15 protein-coding genes are annotated in these 17,949 nt (G+C 62.1%); 10 read left to right on the top strand and 5 right to left on the bottom strand.

Going from position 1 to position 17,949, the window contains the following annotated elements:
- Nucleotides 1–166: 166 nt before the first annotated feature.
- Entirely contained in the window at nt 167–2,101 is a 1,935-nt protein-coding gene (locus ACSEXW_RS19325; protein WP_438447811.1) for a proline--tRNA ligase, read from the top strand.
- A 223-nt stretch (nt 2,102–2,324) separates the two neighbouring features.
- Entirely contained in the window at nt 2,325–3,998 is a 1,674-nt protein-coding gene (locus ACSEXW_RS19320; protein WP_438447810.1) for a methyltransferase domain-containing protein, read from the top strand.
- A gap of 408 nt (nt 3,999–4,406) precedes the next feature.
- Here the strand turns inward: ACSEXW_RS19320 and ACSEXW_RS19315 are convergent, their stop codons facing one another.
- Nucleotides 4,407–5,006, bottom strand: coding sequence for an acyl-CoA-like ligand-binding transcription factor (locus ACSEXW_RS19315; RefSeq protein ID WP_438447809.1), 600 nt, complete (start codon nt 5,004–5,006; stop codon nt 4,407–4,409).
- Between the two features lie 99 nt (nt 5,007–5,105).
- The gene (locus tag ACSEXW_RS19310; RefSeq protein ID WP_438447808.1) at nt 5,106–6,629 is read right to left on the bottom strand and encodes an MFS transporter; all 1,524 of its coding nucleotides are present in this window, start codon (nt 6,627–6,629) and stop codon (nt 5,106–5,108) included.
- Between the two features lie 213 nt (nt 6,630–6,842).
- Between ACSEXW_RS19310 and ACSEXW_RS19305 the strand changes: the two genes are divergently transcribed.
- From ACSEXW_RS19305 to ACSEXW_RS19270, 8 genes are all read left to right on the top strand, one after another.
- Entirely contained in the window at nt 6,843–7,286 is a 444-nt protein-coding gene (locus tag ACSEXW_RS19305) for a C-GCAxxG-C-C family protein (protein WP_438447807.1), read from the top strand.
- On the top strand, nt 7,283–8,761 hold the full coding sequence (locus ACSEXW_RS19300; protein WP_438447806.1) for an amidase family protein: 1,479 nt from the start codon (nt 7,283–7,285) through the stop codon (nt 8,759–8,761). Before ACSEXW_RS19305 ends, ACSEXW_RS19300 begins: the two co-directional genes overlap by 4 nt.
- A gap of 165 nt (nt 8,762–8,926) precedes the next feature.
- Complete coding sequence (locus tag ACSEXW_RS19295; protein WP_438447805.1) at nt 8,927–11,191, top strand: FAD-dependent oxidoreductase; 2,265 nt, start codon at nt 8,927–8,929, stop codon at nt 11,189–11,191.
- 223 nt (nt 11,192–11,414) lie between these two features.
- Nucleotides 11,415–12,422, top strand: coding sequence for a LacI family DNA-binding transcriptional regulator (locus tag ACSEXW_RS19290; protein WP_438447804.1), 1,008 nt, complete (start codon nt 11,415–11,417; stop codon nt 12,420–12,422).
- Nucleotides 12,423–12,652: 230 nt separating this feature from the next.
- Complete coding sequence (locus ACSEXW_RS19285; RefSeq protein ID WP_438447803.1) at nt 12,653–13,441, top strand: GNAT family N-acetyltransferase; 789 nt, start codon at nt 12,653–12,655, stop codon at nt 13,439–13,441.
- A gap of 208 nt (nt 13,442–13,649) precedes the next feature.
- A complete protein-coding gene (locus ACSEXW_RS19280; protein ID WP_438447802.1) occupies nt 13,650–14,039 on the top strand; it encodes a GntR family transcriptional regulator in 390 nt (129 codons plus the stop codon).
- A gap of 3 nt (nt 14,040–14,042) precedes the next feature.
- Nucleotides 14,043–14,744, top strand: a complete 702-nt coding sequence (locus tag ACSEXW_RS19275) for an ABC transporter ATP-binding protein (protein ID WP_438447801.1) — start codon at nt 14,043–14,045, stop codon at nt 14,742–14,744.
- A complete protein-coding gene (locus ACSEXW_RS19270) occupies nt 14,741–16,342 on the top strand; it encodes a hypothetical protein (RefSeq protein WP_438447800.1) in 1,602 nt (533 codons plus the stop codon). The genes ACSEXW_RS19275 and ACSEXW_RS19270 overlap by 4 nt, the downstream gene beginning before the upstream one ends.
- Here ACSEXW_RS19270 and ACSEXW_RS19265 read toward each other — a convergent pair.
- From ACSEXW_RS19265 to ACSEXW_RS19255, 3 genes are all read right to left on the bottom strand, one after another.
- Nucleotides 16,332–16,826 (bottom strand): CBO0543 family protein, encoded by a 495-nt coding sequence (locus ACSEXW_RS19265; protein WP_438447799.1) that lies wholly within the window; start codon nt 16,824–16,826, stop codon nt 16,332–16,334. The genes ACSEXW_RS19270 and ACSEXW_RS19265 overlap by 11 nt on opposite strands.
- Nucleotides 16,816–17,313 (bottom strand): CBO0543 family protein, encoded by a 498-nt coding sequence (locus ACSEXW_RS19260; RefSeq protein WP_438447798.1) that lies wholly within the window; start codon nt 17,311–17,313, stop codon nt 16,816–16,818. Before ACSEXW_RS19260 ends, ACSEXW_RS19265 begins: the two co-directional genes overlap by 11 nt.
- Nucleotides 17,314–17,506: 193 nt before the next feature.
- The gene (locus ACSEXW_RS19255) at nt 17,507–17,905 is read right to left on the bottom strand and encodes a GyrI-like domain-containing protein (RefSeq protein WP_438447797.1); all 399 of its coding nucleotides are present in this window, start codon (nt 17,903–17,905) and stop codon (nt 17,507–17,509) included.
- Between the last annotated feature and the right edge of the window lie 44 nt (nt 17,906–17,949).

Below are 17,949 nucleotides of genomic sequence, written 5' to 3'. Positions count from 1 at the left end.
CCGTTACCTCAATCAAGCACCGTACCTGCCTGAGTGCGCCCATGAACCGTCATGGACGCCCGGATGCAGCCTGCGGTGGAATACGGGTGGTACCACGAACGCATTCGTCCCGGACGGATGCGTTTTTATTTTTGCCCCTAATCTGATCTGGAAGGATGATGAGCCGATGAGACAACAACACCTGTTCCTGCCCACCCTGCGGGAGATCCCGTCCGAAGCGGAGGCGGCGAGCCACAGACTGCTCCTGAAGGGAGGGTACATCCGGCCATTGGCTTCCGGCATCTACAGCTATCTTCCGCTGGGCTGGAGAGTGCTGAACAAGATTGCGGGCATCGTCCGGTCCGAGATGGATGCCGTCGGGGCCCAGGAGCTCCTGCTGCCGGCCCTGCAGCCAGCGGAGCTCTGGCAGCGGTCGGGACGGTACGGGCAGTACGGTCCTGAGCTTATTCGTCTCCAGGACCGGCATGGCCGGGAGTTCGCTCTGGGTCCCACCCACGAGGAGGTCATCACAGCCTTGGCGGCCGGGGAGCTCTCGTCCTACCGGCAGCTGCCCCTGACCCTGTACCAGATTCAGACCAAGTTCCGGGATGAGCGGCGTCCCCGGTTCGGCCTTCTGAGAGGCAGGGAATTCCTGATGAAGGACGCCTATTCCTTCGACGCGAGCTGGGAGGGCCTTGGCGAAACGTACCGGAGGATGTACGAAGCATACGAGCGGATTTTTCAGCGGTGCGGGCTGGAGTTCCGGGCGGTGGAGGCGGATGCGGGGACCATCGGCGGCGAGGGCCGAACCCACGAGTTCATGGCGCTGGCCGACATCGGAGAGGACACGGTGGTGTATTGCGAGTGCTGCGGTTATGCCGCCAATCTGGAAAAAGCGGTGAGCCGGACCGTCGAGCCCGTCCAAGATAGCGCCGAAGCGGGCGCGGGCGGAGCCGGCCTTGGGATTACGGAGGCGGATTCAGGCGAGGAAAGCGTCAGGGCGGTTACAGCCGTCCCGAACGAGGCGAACTCGGACGTAACCGGCATCTTGGACCGGCCGGAGGCGTTCCTTACGCCCGGTATCCGGACCATCGGAGAGCTGACTGCCGCTTATGGACTGGAGGCCGGCAGGATCATCAAGACGCTGCTCTATGTGGCGGATGGCCGTCCCGTAGCCGTGCTGGTCCGGGGCGACGATGAGGTGAACGAGATCAAGGTGAAGGCCTATCTGAAGGCGGATACGCTGGAGCTTGCGGATGCGTCCTTAACCGAGCAGGTGACAGGCGCGCCGCTGGGCTTCGCGGGGCCTGTGGGCTTGGACGTTCCGATGCTTGCAGATCTCCGCGCCGCATGCCTGACGGTCGCCGTCACGGGAGCCAATCGGCCGGATACCCATCTGCGGGGCGTTCGCCCGGGCCGGGACTTCAGCTTGGAGGAGACCGGGGATTTCCGCAATGTCAAGGAAGGGGAAGGCTGTCCCCGATGCGGGGAAGGCCGGCTGCTCTTCCGCCGGGGCATGGAGCTCGGCCACGTGTTCGAGCTCGGCACCAAGTACAGCGCCAAGCTGGGCGCCGTATACAAGGAACCGGAGGGCCGCGAGCAGCATTTCCTAATGGGCTGCTACGGCATCGGGCTGTCGCGCCTCTTGTCCGCCGTAGTCGAGCAGCATCATGACGCGGAGGGCATCCTGTGGCCTGAATCCATAGCGCCGTACCGGGTCCATATCCTCCCGGCCGCAGCCCATGACGCCGTCCAGATGGAGACGGCGGAGGAGCTCTACCGGGCGCTGACCTCCGCCGGTGTGGAGGCACTGCTCGATGACCGGCAGGAACGGGCTGGGGTTAAATTCAAGGACGCGGATCTCATCGGTATTCCGTACCGGGTCATAGCCGGCAGGCGGGCCGCAGAAGGACTCGTCGAGGTGAAGGTCCGCGGGGATCGGGAGGCCCGGCTCATGGAGAAGGGAGAGGCGGCTGCTTTTTGGCGGAGGCGGGGCGGAAAGTTTGGTTATAGTCCTATTCAAGGGCGGGGCCCCGGGTGTAAGGTGGTGCTATCTGGAAATGAGGGGAGCATCGCGTATGCCGGCCAACCTGTAAGGGATCGCACCGCAGCAGCATATTAGAGGGCCTTCTGCCCTTATACCCGTTGCAGGAATGCCGCCCGGAAGAGGGATTAGGCATACGGTGTGCGCACACCGGGGCTTATGAGACGTCTGTACCTTCGAAGCGTTCCATCCTGCGGGAAGGGACGCTTTTTTGGGGGGAATAGTGCGGGCCGATTGTCGGGAGGCTCTCGAAGGGACGGGTGGTTCGAGCTACAGGCCCTAACTTGGGAGGAATGACTCCATGTCTGGACAAGAGAGCCGGATGATTGAGGAAATGAGTGCGTTTTTTGACGCCAGCGCGGAGGGGTATGATGCCCACATGCGGGAGATGTTCGAGGATTATGAACGATTCTATGAGGCGGTGGCCGGCCGGATCGAGACGACGGATCGCCCGGTCCGCATTCTGGATCTGGGCATCGGCACGGGCAACGAGCTGCCGGCTCTGCTCCGCCGGGTCCCGAATGCGAGGATAACCGGCATCGATGTGTCGGAGGGGATGCTGGCCCGGCTCCGCATGAAGCATGCGGCGCTGGGGGAACGGCTGGAGCTGGTGCAGGGCTCGTATCTGGAGCTTCCGCTGGGCGCGGATTACGACTATGTCGTGTCCGTGTACACGATGCACCATCTGACGAGCGGTGAGAAGCGGAAGCTGTACGCGGCGGTGCACGGCGCACTGAAGCCCGGCGGGCTCTACATCGAGGGCGACTGCATAGTTCCGGAGGAGAAGGAACGGGAACTGCTGCGGAGGGCGCAAGAGCTGTCGGAGCCGGGTGAACGCAGCCTGCCTGAGGAAGGAGGCGCCCGGCAGACGCAGCAATATCACGTGGATATCCCGTTCTCGGCCGGGACCCAGTCGGAGCTGTTGGCTGAGGCGGGTTTTACGGATCTGAAGCTGTGGCAGCTGGAACGGGAGGCGGCGGTATTCGCCGTGTGTAAGCCTACGGAGGCTGCGGAGGCGGAAGAAGCCTCCGGACATGCAAGACCGTTGGGGCTGCAGGAATGGGCGGCGGTCCAGTGGCCGATGGCGTTCATCGACGGCTTCGAGGAGGTGCCCGGCAGCCCGGGTAAAGTGTGGCGGCTTCGGCTGTCGGACGGCACCGTCCGCTACCTGAAGAGGCTCCGGGGCCCTGCCCAGCTTCTCCTGGATCTGGCTGTGGAGGGAGCCTTGGAGCAAGCGGGAGTCCGGATGCCGCGCTACCTGCCGGTCCGCAGCGGCGGAAGGTCGGCGGAGCGGGAGGGCCGGACCTATGTATTGGCGGAGGCGCTGCAGGGAACGATCCGGCAGGCGCTGACCCCGGAGGATGGCCCGGCTTACGGCCAGGGTTTGGCGCGGCTTCACCGGGGGCTGTCGGCTCTGCGGGGAATGCCGGAGTACCCGGTGATGGACCTGGAGCGGGAGCTGGAGAACTGGGCCATTCCCGGAGCCAGCGCGGCGGCGCGGTCGGAGCGGGAGCGGGCATGGATCACGGGGCTTGCGGAGGAATGGCGGGTCTCCTGGTACCCGGTCCTCCGCACTCTGCCGAGGCAGCCCATCCACCGGGATCCCCATCCGGGGAATATGGTGGAGGAGCCCGGGGGCGCGTTGGGCTTCCTGGATTTTGAGATCACGAAGCTGGGAATCCGGCTGTTCGACCTCTGCTATCTCGCCACCTCCCAGTGGATACTGGACTACGCCCCGGACCGGGATCCCGGACAGTGGCTCCGGCTGTTGGCCGCCCTGCGGAAGGGCTACGAATCGGTCAGTCCCCTCTCGGAGGACGAGCGCCGTTCGGCTTTCCAGGTTATGTGCGCCATCCAGCTCATCTTCGCGGCGTACTTCCGGGATCAGGGCCAGACAGCGCCGGCGGTGCTGAATCTGGACGGTCTGGCGGGGCTTCTCCGGGAGCGGGAGGCGATCGAGTGGGTCTTTGTATGATCAAGTAAAAAGATGCTGTCCCAACTACTTAGGGGGACAGCATCTTTTCTTATTCAGCGCGCCCGGAACACGCGTACTTATCCAAAAATAGCCCCGAAAGGGGCTATTTCACGCAGCGTGGGGGGCCCGCCCGCAAAAGTAGCTCCGAAAAGGGCTATTTCTCCGTTCAGCGCGCCCGGAACAAGCGCACTTATGCAGAAATAGCCCCGAAAGGAGCTATTTCACGCAGCGTGGGGGGCCCGCCCGCAAAAGTAGCTCCGAAAAGGGCTATTTCTCCGTTCAGCACGCCCGGAACAAGCGCACTTATGCAGAAATAACCCCGAAAGGGGCTATTTCATACCGCATGGTGCTTCTGCTCGAACTCTGCTGACAGGGCAGAGCATCCCGGTTGACCTGCACATCCCCATCTTACAACGGGAAGCCCGCCTCCAGATGGGACAGCGCCTCGTCCAGCACCTCCGCAAACTCCCTCTCGGGATGCTCGGCATAATAGAGCTGCGCGGCGATGACCGCACCGATGATGGCCGCGGCCAGGTTGCGTACGGGCAGCTCGCCGGCGCTCCGCCCCGTTCGCTCCTCCATCAGCTCCGCCACCATGTTGGCGGTGTTCGCCACCTGATACATGGCGGCAGCCCGCAGCTCCGGAACGGACATGGAGAGGGAGATCCGCTCCCACACGGCCTGCCGGTCCTCCTGCGGAATGTTCTCGAATCCCTGCCAGGCGGCCCGCCGGAAGGCCTGAACCGGGGTGAGCTCCGGCGGCTGTCCGCGGAAGGCCTCGATCAGCATAGGGTCGTAGTCGTCCTCCAGGACAACCGCTTCCTTGGTCGGGAAGTACCGGAAGAAGGTGCTGGGCGAAATCTCGGCCGCCTCGGCGATCTGCTCCACCGTGGTGGCTTGATACCCCTGCTCGCGAAAGAGCCGCAGGGCTTGCTGCTGAATGCTGGCCCTGGTCTTGATCTTCTTCCGTTCACGCAATCCGAGCTTGATCCGGTCTTCCATCGACATGATTCCCTCCAGGCAGGTCCTTAATGAAGACGATGTTCGTACTCACCACTTCGTCTTCTTAGTTTACCTTGATTGCGGGGAGGGGGACAACCCCTTGATTTAGTGGAACCCTCCGGCCTCGGCCCCGGACGGCTTCTCCGGCTGGACGGTATGCCGGGGAAGGAAGATCAGCGCCAGCACCGTGCTGACCGCTGCGATGCCTCCGCAGATCCAGAGCATCCTCCCCATTCCACTGACAAAAGCGTCCTGCACCGCCCCGAGCAGCTGCGGAGACCCTAACCGGCGCGCTGCGGCGGCTCCGGCGGAGACGCCGATCCTGGCGGCTGCGGCCGCCTGCGGAGGCAGACCGTCGAGGACGAGCCCGCTGCGGTAAGCGGCGTTCAGCGCCGCTCCGAGGAGCGCCACCCCGATGGTTCCGCCGACTTGGCGCAGCGCCATGATGAGGGCGGAGCCGATGCCGCTGCGTTCTGCGGAGAGCTCCCCCAAGGCAGAGTCCATAGCCGTCGGGAGCACGAGGCCGAGGCCCAGACCGGTGACAGTGATCCAGAATGCGGCGAAGCCGTAGCCGGAGCCAAGGCTGGTGAAGGTACCCGCCGCAAGACCCGCAGTCATAAAGCCGCAGCCCAGGGCGGCGACATACTTGGCGCCCAGCTTGGGGAGCAGGCTCTGGGCCGACTTGGCGCCGACCAGAAGCCCGCCGATCAGCGGGAGCAGCCGGATGCCGGTTCCCAGACTGTCCGCTCCGTTCACCGCTTGAAAATACTGCGGCATCGCAAACAGCAAGCCGAATAAGGCGAAGGAGACGGACGTGGCCAGGAGGGTGCCCCAGGTGAAGCTCGCGGAGCGGAACAGGGACAGGTCGATGAGCGGGTGCCGGGACTTCCGCTGCCAGAGGACGAAGCCAGTCAGCATCAATAGTCCCGCCGCCAAGGAAGCCAGCGCTCCGGCGTTGCCCCAGCCCTGCTCCCCTGCGCGGATGACGCCGTAGGTGACGCCGACAAGGCCTATGCTGGACGCCGCCACGCCGGGAAGATCCAACCGCTGCTGCCGGGCGCTGCGGGAATCGGGCATCAGGAGCCCCACGGCGATCAGGGCAACCGCCACCAGCGGCAGGTTGATGAGGAATACGGAGCCCCAGGAATAGTGCTTCAGCAGCCAGCCGCCCAGAATGGGGCCAAGGGGAATGCCCAGCATGTTGGCGGTGGCCCAGATCATCATGGCCTTGGTCCGCTCGGCTCCGGTGAACAGTACCGGCAGCACGGACATGGACAGCGGAATCAGGAAGGCCGCTCCCAGTCCCAGGAGCGCGCGCATCCCGGTCAGCATGGCCGGGATGCCGGAGTAGGCACAAGCCGCCGAAGCGGCGCCGAAGAGGACGAGGGCGGAGAGCAGGAATTTTTTGCGGCCGAAGCGGTCCCCCAGCATGCCGGCAGGCAGAAGCATGGCGGCCAGCACCAGGTTGTAGGAGTCCACGATCCATTGGAGCTGGCCGATGCTGGCCGACAGGTCGGTAGCCAGCGTCGGAAGAGCCACATTCAGCACCGTCATGTCGAGCCCGACGGCAAGCAGCCCGAAGGTCAGAGAGAAGAGCACCCACCATTTGCGGTTTTCGGAACGGATCATACGGCGAACCACCTTTTGATAGAAGTGATATTGGATTGATAAAGACAGTCTATATAAAGTGAAAGTAATTGTCAATATATTTTGAATGTAACTGTCAAAATACATACAGTCTCACAAACTCGCCTGCACATCGTACCCCAAGAATCCGTCTCCCGTCCGCCTCCACCGGGATGTATAATAGAGCCAAATGGTACGTCAGGGAGGGAAGGAACGATGGAACAACGGGTGGAGCTTGCCATTCGGAGGTTCAGAGAAGGCTTCAATTGCTCGCAGTCGGTTGTAGCCGCTTACAGCCAGGAGCTGGGACTGGAGGAACATACGGCTCTCCGCGTGGCGGCAGGCTTCGGCGGCGGAATGGGGCGGCTGCAGGGCACGTGCGGGGCGCTGGCGGGAGCTTACATGCTGGCGGGGCTGAAGTATGGGAAGATCCGCGGAGACGACACGGAAGCCCAGGAGCGAACCTATGCCAAGGTTCAGGAGATGGCGGCCCAGTTCAAGATCCGGTTCGGCAGCGACCTGTGCAGCGAGATTCTGGGCGTCGACCTGCGGACCGAGGAGGGACGGCGGCGCTTCAAGAAGGAGAATATGAGCGCCCGCTATTGCGAGGTCTGCATCCGGCGGGCAGCGGAGCTGGTGGAGGAGGAGTTGATGGCATGACCAAGCTGGACATCTGGATTATCGAAAAAGACATACCCGCCATGCAGAGGGCGATGGAGGCCGGCGAGCTGACTGCGGAGGAACTGGTAGAGGCGTATCTCGAAAGGATTCGCCGGGTGGATCCTCTGATCAACTCGGTGCTGGAGGTGAATCCGGATGCCCTGGACATCGCCCGGGAGCTGGACCGTGAACGGCGGGACCGGGGCGGACGCGGCATGCTCCATGGCATCCCGGTTCTGTTGAAGGACAATATCGATACCCATGACCGGATGCATACGAGCGCCGGATCCATCGCCCTGACGGACTCCATCGCGCCGGAGGACTCCTTCGTCGCGGCCAAGCTGCGGGAGGCCGGGGCCGTGCTGTTGGGCAAGGCCAACATGACGGAGTGGGCCAACTACATGTCCTACAACATGTGGGCCGGCTACAGCTCCCGAGGGGGGCAGGTGCTCAACCCGTACGGCCCCGGCGAGCTCTTCGTCGGCGGCTCCAGCTCGGGGTCGGCGGCGTCCGTGGCGGCGAACCTGGCGGCTGCGGCCATCGGTACTGAAACCTCCGGCTCCATCATCAGCCCGGCCAGCCAGAATCAGTGCGTAGGGATGAAGCCGACCGTAGGTCTCGTCAGCCGTTACGGCATCATCCCCATCTCTCACAGTCAGGATTCCGCCGGTCCCATTACCCGGACGGTAAGGGACACCGCCATCCTGCTGGGCGCCCTGGCGGGGGCGGATGAGCGGGATGCGGATACGGCCGCATCCGCGGGCCGGACCCATCCGGATTACACCGTCTTCCTCCGGGAGGATGGCCTGCGGGGGGCCCGCATCGGCATTGCGCGAGGATTGCTGAGCGGGCTGGACGAAGAGCGGCAGGCGATGTTCGAGGAAGCCGTCCGGGTACTGCGGGAGGCGGGGGCCGAAGTCGTGGACCCGGTGTCGCTCCCCTGCGAAGGCACCGAGTGGGACCCCATCGTGATGAGGTACGACTTCAAGAAGGATCTGAATGATTACCTGTCCCGGCTGCCCGAATCGGTGCCGGTTCACTCCTTGAAGGAGGTCATTGCCTTCAACGAACGCCACGCAGACCGGGCGCTGAAATACGGACAGGCCCGGATGATGGACAGCGAGGCCGTAAGCGGCGACATGAATGACGAGACGTACCTGGCCAGCAAACGCAGGAACCTGGAGCTGAGCCGGCAGAAGGGCATCGATCACGCGCTGGAGGTGCACGGGTTGGACGCCTTGGTGTTCCTGGGCACGGAGGGGGGCACAGATCTGGCGGCACGGGCAGGCTACCCGGTCATTACCGTTCCGGCGGGCTATGCGGAAACCGGCGGCACGAGCAGATGGGGCTACCCCACCAAGGGACCCCAAGGTTTTACCTTCGTAGGCACCGCCTACAGCGAGCCCGTTCTGCTTCGGTTGGCCTATGGCTATGAGCAGGCGACCCGCCACCGGAAGCCTCCGGAGCTATTATAATTCACGAAACGAAGGAGCTATGCGGCGGTTTGTCCCCGCTTGGCTCCCTCGTCTTTTTTTGTGAAATAAAAGATATGCAATCCGTCAAAATGGTGCATGTAAAAAGATTCTCACAAGGATTATGATGAAACCAAGGATAAGAAACCTACAACCGAGGTGGATGAGATGAAATACGAATTGGTGCAATCCGACGTGACGGTTATTGGAGGCGGTCTGGCCGGAATCTGTGCGGCGGTATCGGCGGCGCGGCTGGGGCGTACCGTATCGCTGGTCCATAACCGTGGGGTTCTGGGCGGCAACTCCAGCAGTGAGGTCCGAGTATGGGTATGCGGAGCGACGGCTCACGGCACGCATCGGTTTGCCCGTGAAACTGGTGTCATGGGGGAAATGTTCGTCGAGAACCAATACCGCAACCCTGAGGGGAACCCGTACCTGTGGGATCTGACCCTGCTGGAAACCGTGCGGGCTGAGCCGAACATCCGGCTCTTCCTGAATACGGACGTGCATGAAGTGGCGGCCGAAGGGGATGCCGACAACCGCAGCATCCAATCGGTGACCGGCTGGATGATGGGCTCCGAGCGCCGGATCACCTTCGAGAGCAAGATGTTCCTGGACTGTACGGGCGACGGACTTGTGGGTTTCCTGGCGGGAGCCAAATACCGGATCGGCCGCGAAGCCCGGCACGAATTCAACGAGGACTGGGCCCCCGAGGTGGCGGACGACATCACCTTGGGCAGCACCCTGCTCTTCTATACGAAGGACACGGGCGCACCGGTGAAGTTCGTTCCTCCCAGCTTCGCCAAGGACATCACGAAGACGACCATCCCGATGAAGCGGGTCATCCGCAGCGGCGACTCCGGCTGCCATTATTGGTGGATCGAGTGGGGCGGCGAGCTGGACACCGTCCACGAGAACGAGCGCATCCGTGACGAGCTGTGGTCCGCCATCTATGGGATCTGGGATTTCATCAAGAACTCCGGACAATTCGACGCGGACAACATGGCCCTGGAGTGGGTGGGCTCCATGCCGGGCAAGCGGGAATACCGCCGGTTCATCGGCGACTATGTGCTGACGCAGGAGGACGTGGTGACCCAGAAGGCATTCGAGGACCGGGTTGCCTTCGGAGGCTGGTCCATCGACTTGCACCCGCCGCAAGGCATGTACTCCACGGAGAGCGGCTCCAAGCACCTGTATTCGGACGGTGTCTACCACATTCCGTTCCGCTCTCTGTACTCGGCCAACTGCTCCAACCTGATGTTCGCCGGCCGGAACGTCAGCGCCACCCACGTGGCCTTCGGCACCATCCGGGTCATGGCTACCTGTGCGGTCATGGGCGAAGCGGCGGGCACCGGCGCGGCGCTGGCGGTGGAGAAGGGCGTGACGCCGCGGGAGCTGTATACCGACTATCTGCAGGATCTGCAGATGACCCTCTTGAAGCAGGACGCCTCCGTCATCGGCCTGAAGCATACGGACGCGCGGGACTTGGCGCCGCTGGCTGCAGTTACCGCCTCCAGCTGCATGCAGCGGCCCGCGCTGGAGACCTCGGCGGGGACCTATGCGCTGGAGCGTGACGCCGGCTTGCTGTTCCCGGTGGAGCCGTCCCTCGGAAGCCTCGAGCTCCTGGTGGATGCCGCCAAGGCAACGGAGGTTACGGTGGAGCTGTGGGATACCGGCTTGGACGAGAACTATGTGCCGGCCAACCTGCTGGACACGAAGAGCGTCAGAGTGGAGGCCGGCGAGCGCCAGTGGGCGGCCTTCGGGCTGGAGTGGACGCCGGAGCGGGCACGGAACGCTTTTGTCGTCGTGAAGGCCAACCCGGACGTGAAGCTGCACCTGTCGGAGCATACGCTCTCCGGCGTGTTGACCTTCTCCAAGGGCGAGAAGCCGCGGGTTTCCTCCAACATGGAGGAGCAGCAGCCGGAGCAGCCTGTTGTACAGTGGAGCATGCGCGGATTGGTGCGCAAGCCCTTCTGCTTCCGCTCCCAAGCGGCAGAAGGCGCCGCTTCTACGGTCTATCATCCTGCCAAGGCGGTGGACGGATACCTGCGACCTTACGGCGGACCACACATGTGGCTCTCCGCTCCGATGGAAGCGGGCCGTGCGGAGTACCTGGAGCTGGCTTGGACGGACAAAGCGGACATCGGCGAGGTGGAGCTGATCTGGAACGACGATGTGAACGAGGACCTGATCAACCTTCACCACCACAGAACGCCGTTCGATATCATGCCGGAGCTGGTGAAGGACTATCGGGTAGAGGCCAAGGCCGAAGGCGAATGGATCGTCCTTGCAAGCGGCACCGGCAACCGCAAGCGCAAGATCAGCCATAAGCTGGCGCAGCCCGTCAGCACCGACGCCATCCGGGTGGTGGCCGAGTCCACCAACGGCAGCCGCCATGCGGAGCTGGTAGCCGTACGCGCCCTCCGGGCGTAGTCCATCGTGAATAGACAAGCGGCAGTTCAGACGGGAGGGATCCGTCCGGGCTGCCGTTTTTGCTTTCGGACAAGCGTATAGAGTCGGGAAGACAATAGGCGGCGGGCTTGCAAGCTCCTGTGCGGCGGGGTCCGCCGATTGCATTTTTACCCAAAACGGATAGACTTGGGATATACGCCTGCAAATGCGGGATGGGATAAATGGCATAGTCAGGAGACCGAATATGGTTACACGCAACGAGGTAGCCCGGCGCGCGGGGGTTTCCGTCGCAGTCGTCTCATACGTATTGAACAATAAGAGCATCGTCAAGGAGGAGACCCGCAAGAAGGTTCTGGAGGCGGTGGAGGAGCTGGGGTATCTGCCCAACCTGACCGCACGCAGTCTGAAGACCAAGAAGAGCAACCAGCTTGCGGTGCTGACCAATTTCATCGGGAACCCCTTCGAGGCGGGGATTCTTCTGCACCTGGAGGAAGCGGCCCGCAGGAGCGGGTATATGGTCACGTACCGCAGCTATCATCCCGATCGGGAGCACGAGCTGAAGACTCTTCTGGCCGGCCGGGTGGACGGCATCGTGCTTCTGGGGCAGAGCCTGGAGGCAGGAACGGTGGAGTTCTTCGAGAAACGGAAGGTTCCGCTGGTGTCCGTCATGGCGTCGTCCCTGCCTCAGGAAACGGTGGTTGCCGTCGATGTGGACTGGGAAGCGGGCTACCGGGAGGTTATCGGGGAGCTCTGCCATCTGGGCCACCGGCATATTGCCTACATCGGCCATGGGAATCCGTCCGATCCGCTGCACCCTCGGAGGATGGCCTTCGACCGGGCGCTGCGTTCGGAGGAGCGCTTCCAAGCCATCCGCTGCGACTTCCTGGAGGGGGGCGGCCGCTACGAGTCCGCCCGTGAAGCCGTCATGGCGCTGCCTGGCGAGCCGATCTTCACCGCACTGGTGTGCGTCAACGACCTTACGGCAATCGGGGCAGTATCCGCCTGCCGGGAACGGGGATGGAGTGTGCCGGGTCGGCTCTCCATCATCGGCTCGGAGAACATCCTGATGGTGTCGGAGACCCATCCGCCCATTGCGGCGCTGGAGTATCCCCGGGTGGAGGCCGCATACGCGGCTATCGAGAAGCTGGTGGGGATGATGGGAGGAGAGCCCCGAACGGGAGAACGCCTGCCCATGTCCTTCGTCCGGCGGGCCAGTCTGGCGAAGGCGCCGGGGAGATCATCCCCCGGATGAACATCGCTGCAGCCTGGCCGCCGCCGCTTCTGCGCATCCCTTCGATACCGCCATGCGGCTATGGCAGCTATGAAAGCCCTGCAGGAGAGATCCTGCAGGGCTTCTTGGCCGTTGCTTCCCGGAGGCGGGCTCCTCCGGGGAGGGGATTTTGGCTACAACCCATTTTTTCTCGTGTGGTGTTCAGGGGGGTGACCGTACAATAGGGAGGACCATGAAAGAGGAGGGATCGGATGTTAGAATCATTCCGTCGTCTGGAGCAAGTGGAGCCTATGGTGCGGGAGTATGTCGGGAGCTTGTCGTCGCCGATCGATTCGTTCCTGGAGGAACACATCCTCCAATCGGAGGTCAGCGTGCTGCGCGTGGAGGAGCAGGAGGCGGGGTATTACGCGGTCTACGGGGGGAAGCTGCTGACTCAATTCTATGTCAGGCGGGCCTACCGCCGGCAGGCGGAAGCCTTGTTCTCGAGAGTGCTGGAGAATACGGGGGTTGACGCGATGTTCGTTCCGACCAGCGACGAATTGTTCCTGAGCATGGCTCTGGACCGGGAGTGGACGGTGCGTAAGCAGGCTTACTTCTTCCAGGACAGCTTGGCGGTTATGGAACCGGATGGGGCGCTGGCGGACGGGGAGTTCCGGGAGGCGCGGGAGGAGGAGATTCCGGAGCTCGTGGAGCTCTCGGGAGATTTCATCGACCGGCACGGGGAACGGATTGCGGCAGGGGAGCTTTTTGTCTACCGGAGAGGCGGCCGGCTCCTTGGCATAGGCGTGAAGGAGGATAGTATCCTGCAGCCCGGTGTCGCCAGCATCGGCATGTTCGTCGGGGAAGCGTACCGAAGGGCAGGAGTCGGCAGGGACATTATTCTAAGGCTGAAGGCCCACTGCTACGGAATAGGGGTGACGCCGATCTGCGGCTGCGGGTATTCCAACCGCGCTTCCAAACGGACGCTGGAAAGCGCAGGGATGGTATCGGCCACGAGGCTTCTTCGGTTAGAATCCGGTGCAGGGCAGGAACGTTCATGAAGATCATCCAATAGAAGACGACCGGTCCTAAGGCCGGGAACGGCACTTGCGGCTTCGGAGCTGCGGGTGCTTTTTATTTGGTGGGGCTGGCTCAGGGATAAAATGTAAATCGCCTGTTGACATTGTATGGTGGCGAATGGTACACTTCAGTCATTAAAACTGTATGGCGTATATCCATACACGCAGTACAGAAGCAAGGGAGGTTCTCATGAACGAATCGGACTCTCAGGTCTTTCACCCGGAGTCGTTCCGTATTGATCCGTCCCGGCCCCTATACGAGCAGTATGTGGAGCAGATCCGGGCCCGGATCGCTTGCAGGCAGCTGCTTCCGGGCACCCGGCTGCCGTCGGTCCGCGATTTTGCGGCGGTGATGCGGATCAATCCGACCACCGCCGCCCGGACCTACCAGGAGCTGGAGCGGGATCATTTACTGGAGACCTTCCGGGGTCAAGGCACTTATGTCACACGGGATACGGCGCAGATAGCGGCGGCGCGCAAGGCAATAGCGCAAGCTGCCGTCCGAGAGCTTCATGAAGTGGCCGAATCCCTCGGGTTAAGCGTGCGCGGGCTGTTGGAGCTCGCGGAATGGGAGGAATGAAGGATGGCGGAATGGGCGATCGAATGCCGCAATGTAACGATGAAGGCCAAGAAGAAAACCATATTGGACGGAATTACCTTCGGGGTGCCCGCAGGCAGCCTGACCGGCTTGCTCGGTCCGAACGGCGCGGGCAAGTCCACCTTGTTCCGGCTGATCAGCGGTCTGGTCCCGCCGGATGCAGGCAGCGTGTCCGTCTTCGGACAGCCTGCCGGTCCGGAGCAGCTGATCCGCATCGCGGCCCTGCCCGACCGGGGAAGCCTCCCGGGCTGGCTGACTGCCGGCGAATGGCTGGTGCTGGCCGAAGGGCTCTACCCTGACTGGGATCCGGCAGCGTCCGAGGAGCTTCAGATCAGCCTCGGCATCAACCGGACCGCGAAGATCGCTTCCATGTCCCGCGGAGAGGAGGCCCGCCTGCAGCTCTTGACCTGTCTGGCCCGTAGAGCGCCGCTGGTCATCCTCGACGAGCCCTTCACCGGGGTGGATCTCCTGTCCCGGGAGAGGATCGCCTCCTCGGTCGTCCGCTCTCTGGCGGACGGGGACCGGACCTTTCTCATCGCCACCCATGACATCCGGGAGATGGAGAACCTCTTCGACCGGCTCCTGTTCATCGATGGCGGACGCCTCGTCGGACAGGAGGATGTGGAGCGCCTGCGCCAGGAGGGCCGATCGGTGGAGGGACGATACCGGGAGGTGTTCCAGCGATGAACAGGATGCGAACCGATGCGCTGGTCCGTTATGAATGGTCCCGGTACCGCAGCTATGTGCCCGGCTGGAAGGGTGGTGCGGCGGCGGTTCTTCTCCTGTACGGATTGTTTCTCGCGGCCATGGTGTGGAATTTCTGCTTCCGCTTGGAGCCGGTTTCCGTGGAATCCGCATTCGCCGCCGCCATGCTGTTTATATACGGAACCTTGGGCTTCCTCCTGTTTCTGTCGGAATATACGCTTCGGGCCGACCCGAACCGGATCTGGTGGCTGCAGCTTCCGGCTTCCAGGCTCCGGCTGGCATGGGCCCGGTTCCGCAGCCACTGCCGGCTCGGGTATCTGCTGCTGGCGGTGGGCTGGGCAGGTGTCGGCAGTGCCTGGGGCATCAGCCCGTGGACCGGATCCGGCAGTGCTCCCCAGGTCGAGAACGGGCTCTCTCTGGCGGGACTGGCGGCCATCAGCGCCGCCGCCATTCCCGTACTGGCGGCCGCAAGCCTGTTCACCACGGTCTTCTTCCGCAACGGCAAGGGGTGGCTGGCGCTTCTGGGACTCTATACCATACTTTGGTTTGCTCCAAGTATGAGCGGATGGGGGGCCTTCTTCTCCATCATCCGGAATTCCGGATTCGAATTCGGGACGCAGGTATCCTCCCGGTCGATCTGGCTCGCTTGCGCCGGGATCGTGATGGTGGGGTGGCCGCTGGCCCTGGGCTTGCTGCGCTTGACAGCAGAATTCGGCCTGCAGAATCTGGCGGATCCGCGCAACAGCACCGGGTCGCTGGCCGTCACGGGCGATCCGGCGTACCCGGATCAAACCTCCGGCAGAATTACCCGGCAGAGCCGCCCGATGTCACCCTTCCGCGCGCTGCACCGGATGGAGGGGGAACGGATCTCCGCTTATACGGACACCACTCCGGGAAGGGCGGTCAAGGTGCTGGTCATGGCAGGCTTAGCGGCAGGCGGGCTATATTGGTATGGGGATCCGGCCCCCACCCTACTGGCGCCCCTCGTACTGAGCGGAGTCTGCGGGTATCTCCTGCTGCTGTTCCAAACCATCTCCATCACGGCGGATATCAAAATGCGCAGATCCGAATGGTGGGCGGCGGTTCCGGTGTCCCGCTGGACGCTGGTGCTCTCTCGTATCTATGCCTATTGGCGGCAATCGGGACGATGGACGGCCGGCATTTATGCCTCCTTTTGGACAGGGCTGGCTCTGGCGGCACTGGCCGATCAGGGGAGCCTCGGCAGCCTGGCACAAGATGCGGAGTGGGCCGTTTATGTCATCCTGCTCGGTATGCTGATCGTAACGGTAATGTTCGGATGCTTCACGGGCCTTGTGCTGGCCTCCAACAAGAACCCCATGGCCGGGCTGCTGCTGGCCGTGATGATCTTCACCATCACCATGAACCAGAACAGGCTGGCCGCGTTGTGGCTCCCGAAGCTGTCGGACTTGGCCCGGTCCCACCCGGATTGGGGCCACCTTGGGGCTACGGCTGGGCTAAGTCTTCCCCTGGCTGTGCTGCTGGTCTGGGTGGGGACCCGGTACGTGGGCCACATGACGATAGTACGCCCCCGGTCGGGCTTATGGAAGATCAACCCTTAGCCAAGCGTCCAAGGGTGCGGGCAGGGTTGAAGAACCAGTGGAAGTACCGGAAATGGATCAGCAAGGTGACTGTAATGGACAGCCAGGTGATCATCCAATTCCAGTGAATGTAGCGGACGAGATCCGTGTTGTGCAGCAAAATGACTTCTCCGACCGTCAACGCCGTCGGGTAAGCCAGGATATAGGCAGCCTTCACGGACCTCCGCCGGCCAAACGGGAAACAAACGCAGAAGACGGACCCTACAGCCGGAAGCGCCAAAAACTCATAGGTAAAGCTGGTGCTGATGGTATGGGAGAAGAATCGGACGGGGTATTCCACGGCGCCTAATTCCACAGCGAGTATGCCGAGGGGCCAAGTAAGCTGCTGCATAAAGATAAAGCTGAGAGAGGCTTTCCTCCAATCCTTACTGCAGGAGAAGATCAACAATCCTAAGGAAATGCCCCATACCCCGGCTTCCACGATCGAGTTCGGATCAATCTTCACGGCGGGAATTCTCCTTGTGTAAGTCTTGGAAGAAACGCAAGGCAAACCATCGTGTCAGATAAAGAGCGGCGGCGGCAATTAGAAATACGTAGAGAGAGGTTATCCCGCCCTTATATTCCTTGAGCCTCGTAAAGCGGGTTTCCGTATAATCCCAAGCGGTAATCAGAGCGGCTGTGGAAAGCGTCAGGAGGTGCACCTCCATCCGGCTCCTGCATCGCTCTCCCAAGAAGTAGGAGAGTACGGACAGCGCCGGGTAGAACAGATAGCCGTCCAGAACATACTGGTTCGTGGCGTTGGGGAAGGGACGGACGGGGGAGCTGATCCGGCCTGCGGAGAAGATGACGACGCCGATCCCCCAGGTCAAGGTTTGATTGAACAAGAAGACGACCCACGCTTCGCGGTACCGGTGCATCGGGAGGAAGAGAAGGAGATATGCGCTTATTAGGAAACAGCCGGTGATCCATATCACTTCGTTGAGGTAGGTCACAAGGTCCAGCTCCCGCAAGAGTCATTTTGATGTAGAATTCCGAATGCCAAATTTTCTTATGCATAGGCAAAAAATAGAGGAGGCTGTTTCACAAGTGGCGCCTCTGATAGACGCATCCATAACAAAAATAGCCCCGAAAGGGGCTATTTTTCGTTCCAGATCACCCTCCAACGGGCGCTCGCACCAACTCGATTTACTTAATGGCAATGTAAATCTCAATTTGTCCGCGGGGATCATATTTCTCATAATCGTAGGTGTACGCCCTATGCAGGGTACCTGAATTCTCACGTTCCCAGATCGTATTCCAAGCGCGGATGACTCCTTGTTCATCGGTTGCGTCCACAGGGAAAATTTCGTATCGGGCATCATCCGGTATTTCCAGTGTGGACTCGCCCTGGCGATCTTCAACGGCCACGCTTAAGGTATAGTCGCCCTTATAGTCACTCTCGTAGTCATGATAGACACCGTAGGTCAACAGATCCCGATCCGTCAGTCGGAGCGACGCTTCCTGCCACAAGCCCGTAATCTTCTGCATCAGTTGATCGTCGTTGAAATTATTCGTTCGAACACTCTGAATAACGGTTAGCTTCATCCGGTAGCTTCCCTCCAAACGATTTGTAGTCCACAAGAATAATT

Source organism: Oryzibacillus soli, from assembly GCF_051594765.1.
GTDB lineage: Bacteria > Bacillota > Bacilli > Paenibacillales > NBRC-103111 > Paenibacillus_AR.
The sequence above is the reverse complement of the archived record's forward strand: the minus strand, read 5'-3'. Positions and strand labels throughout refer to the sequence as shown.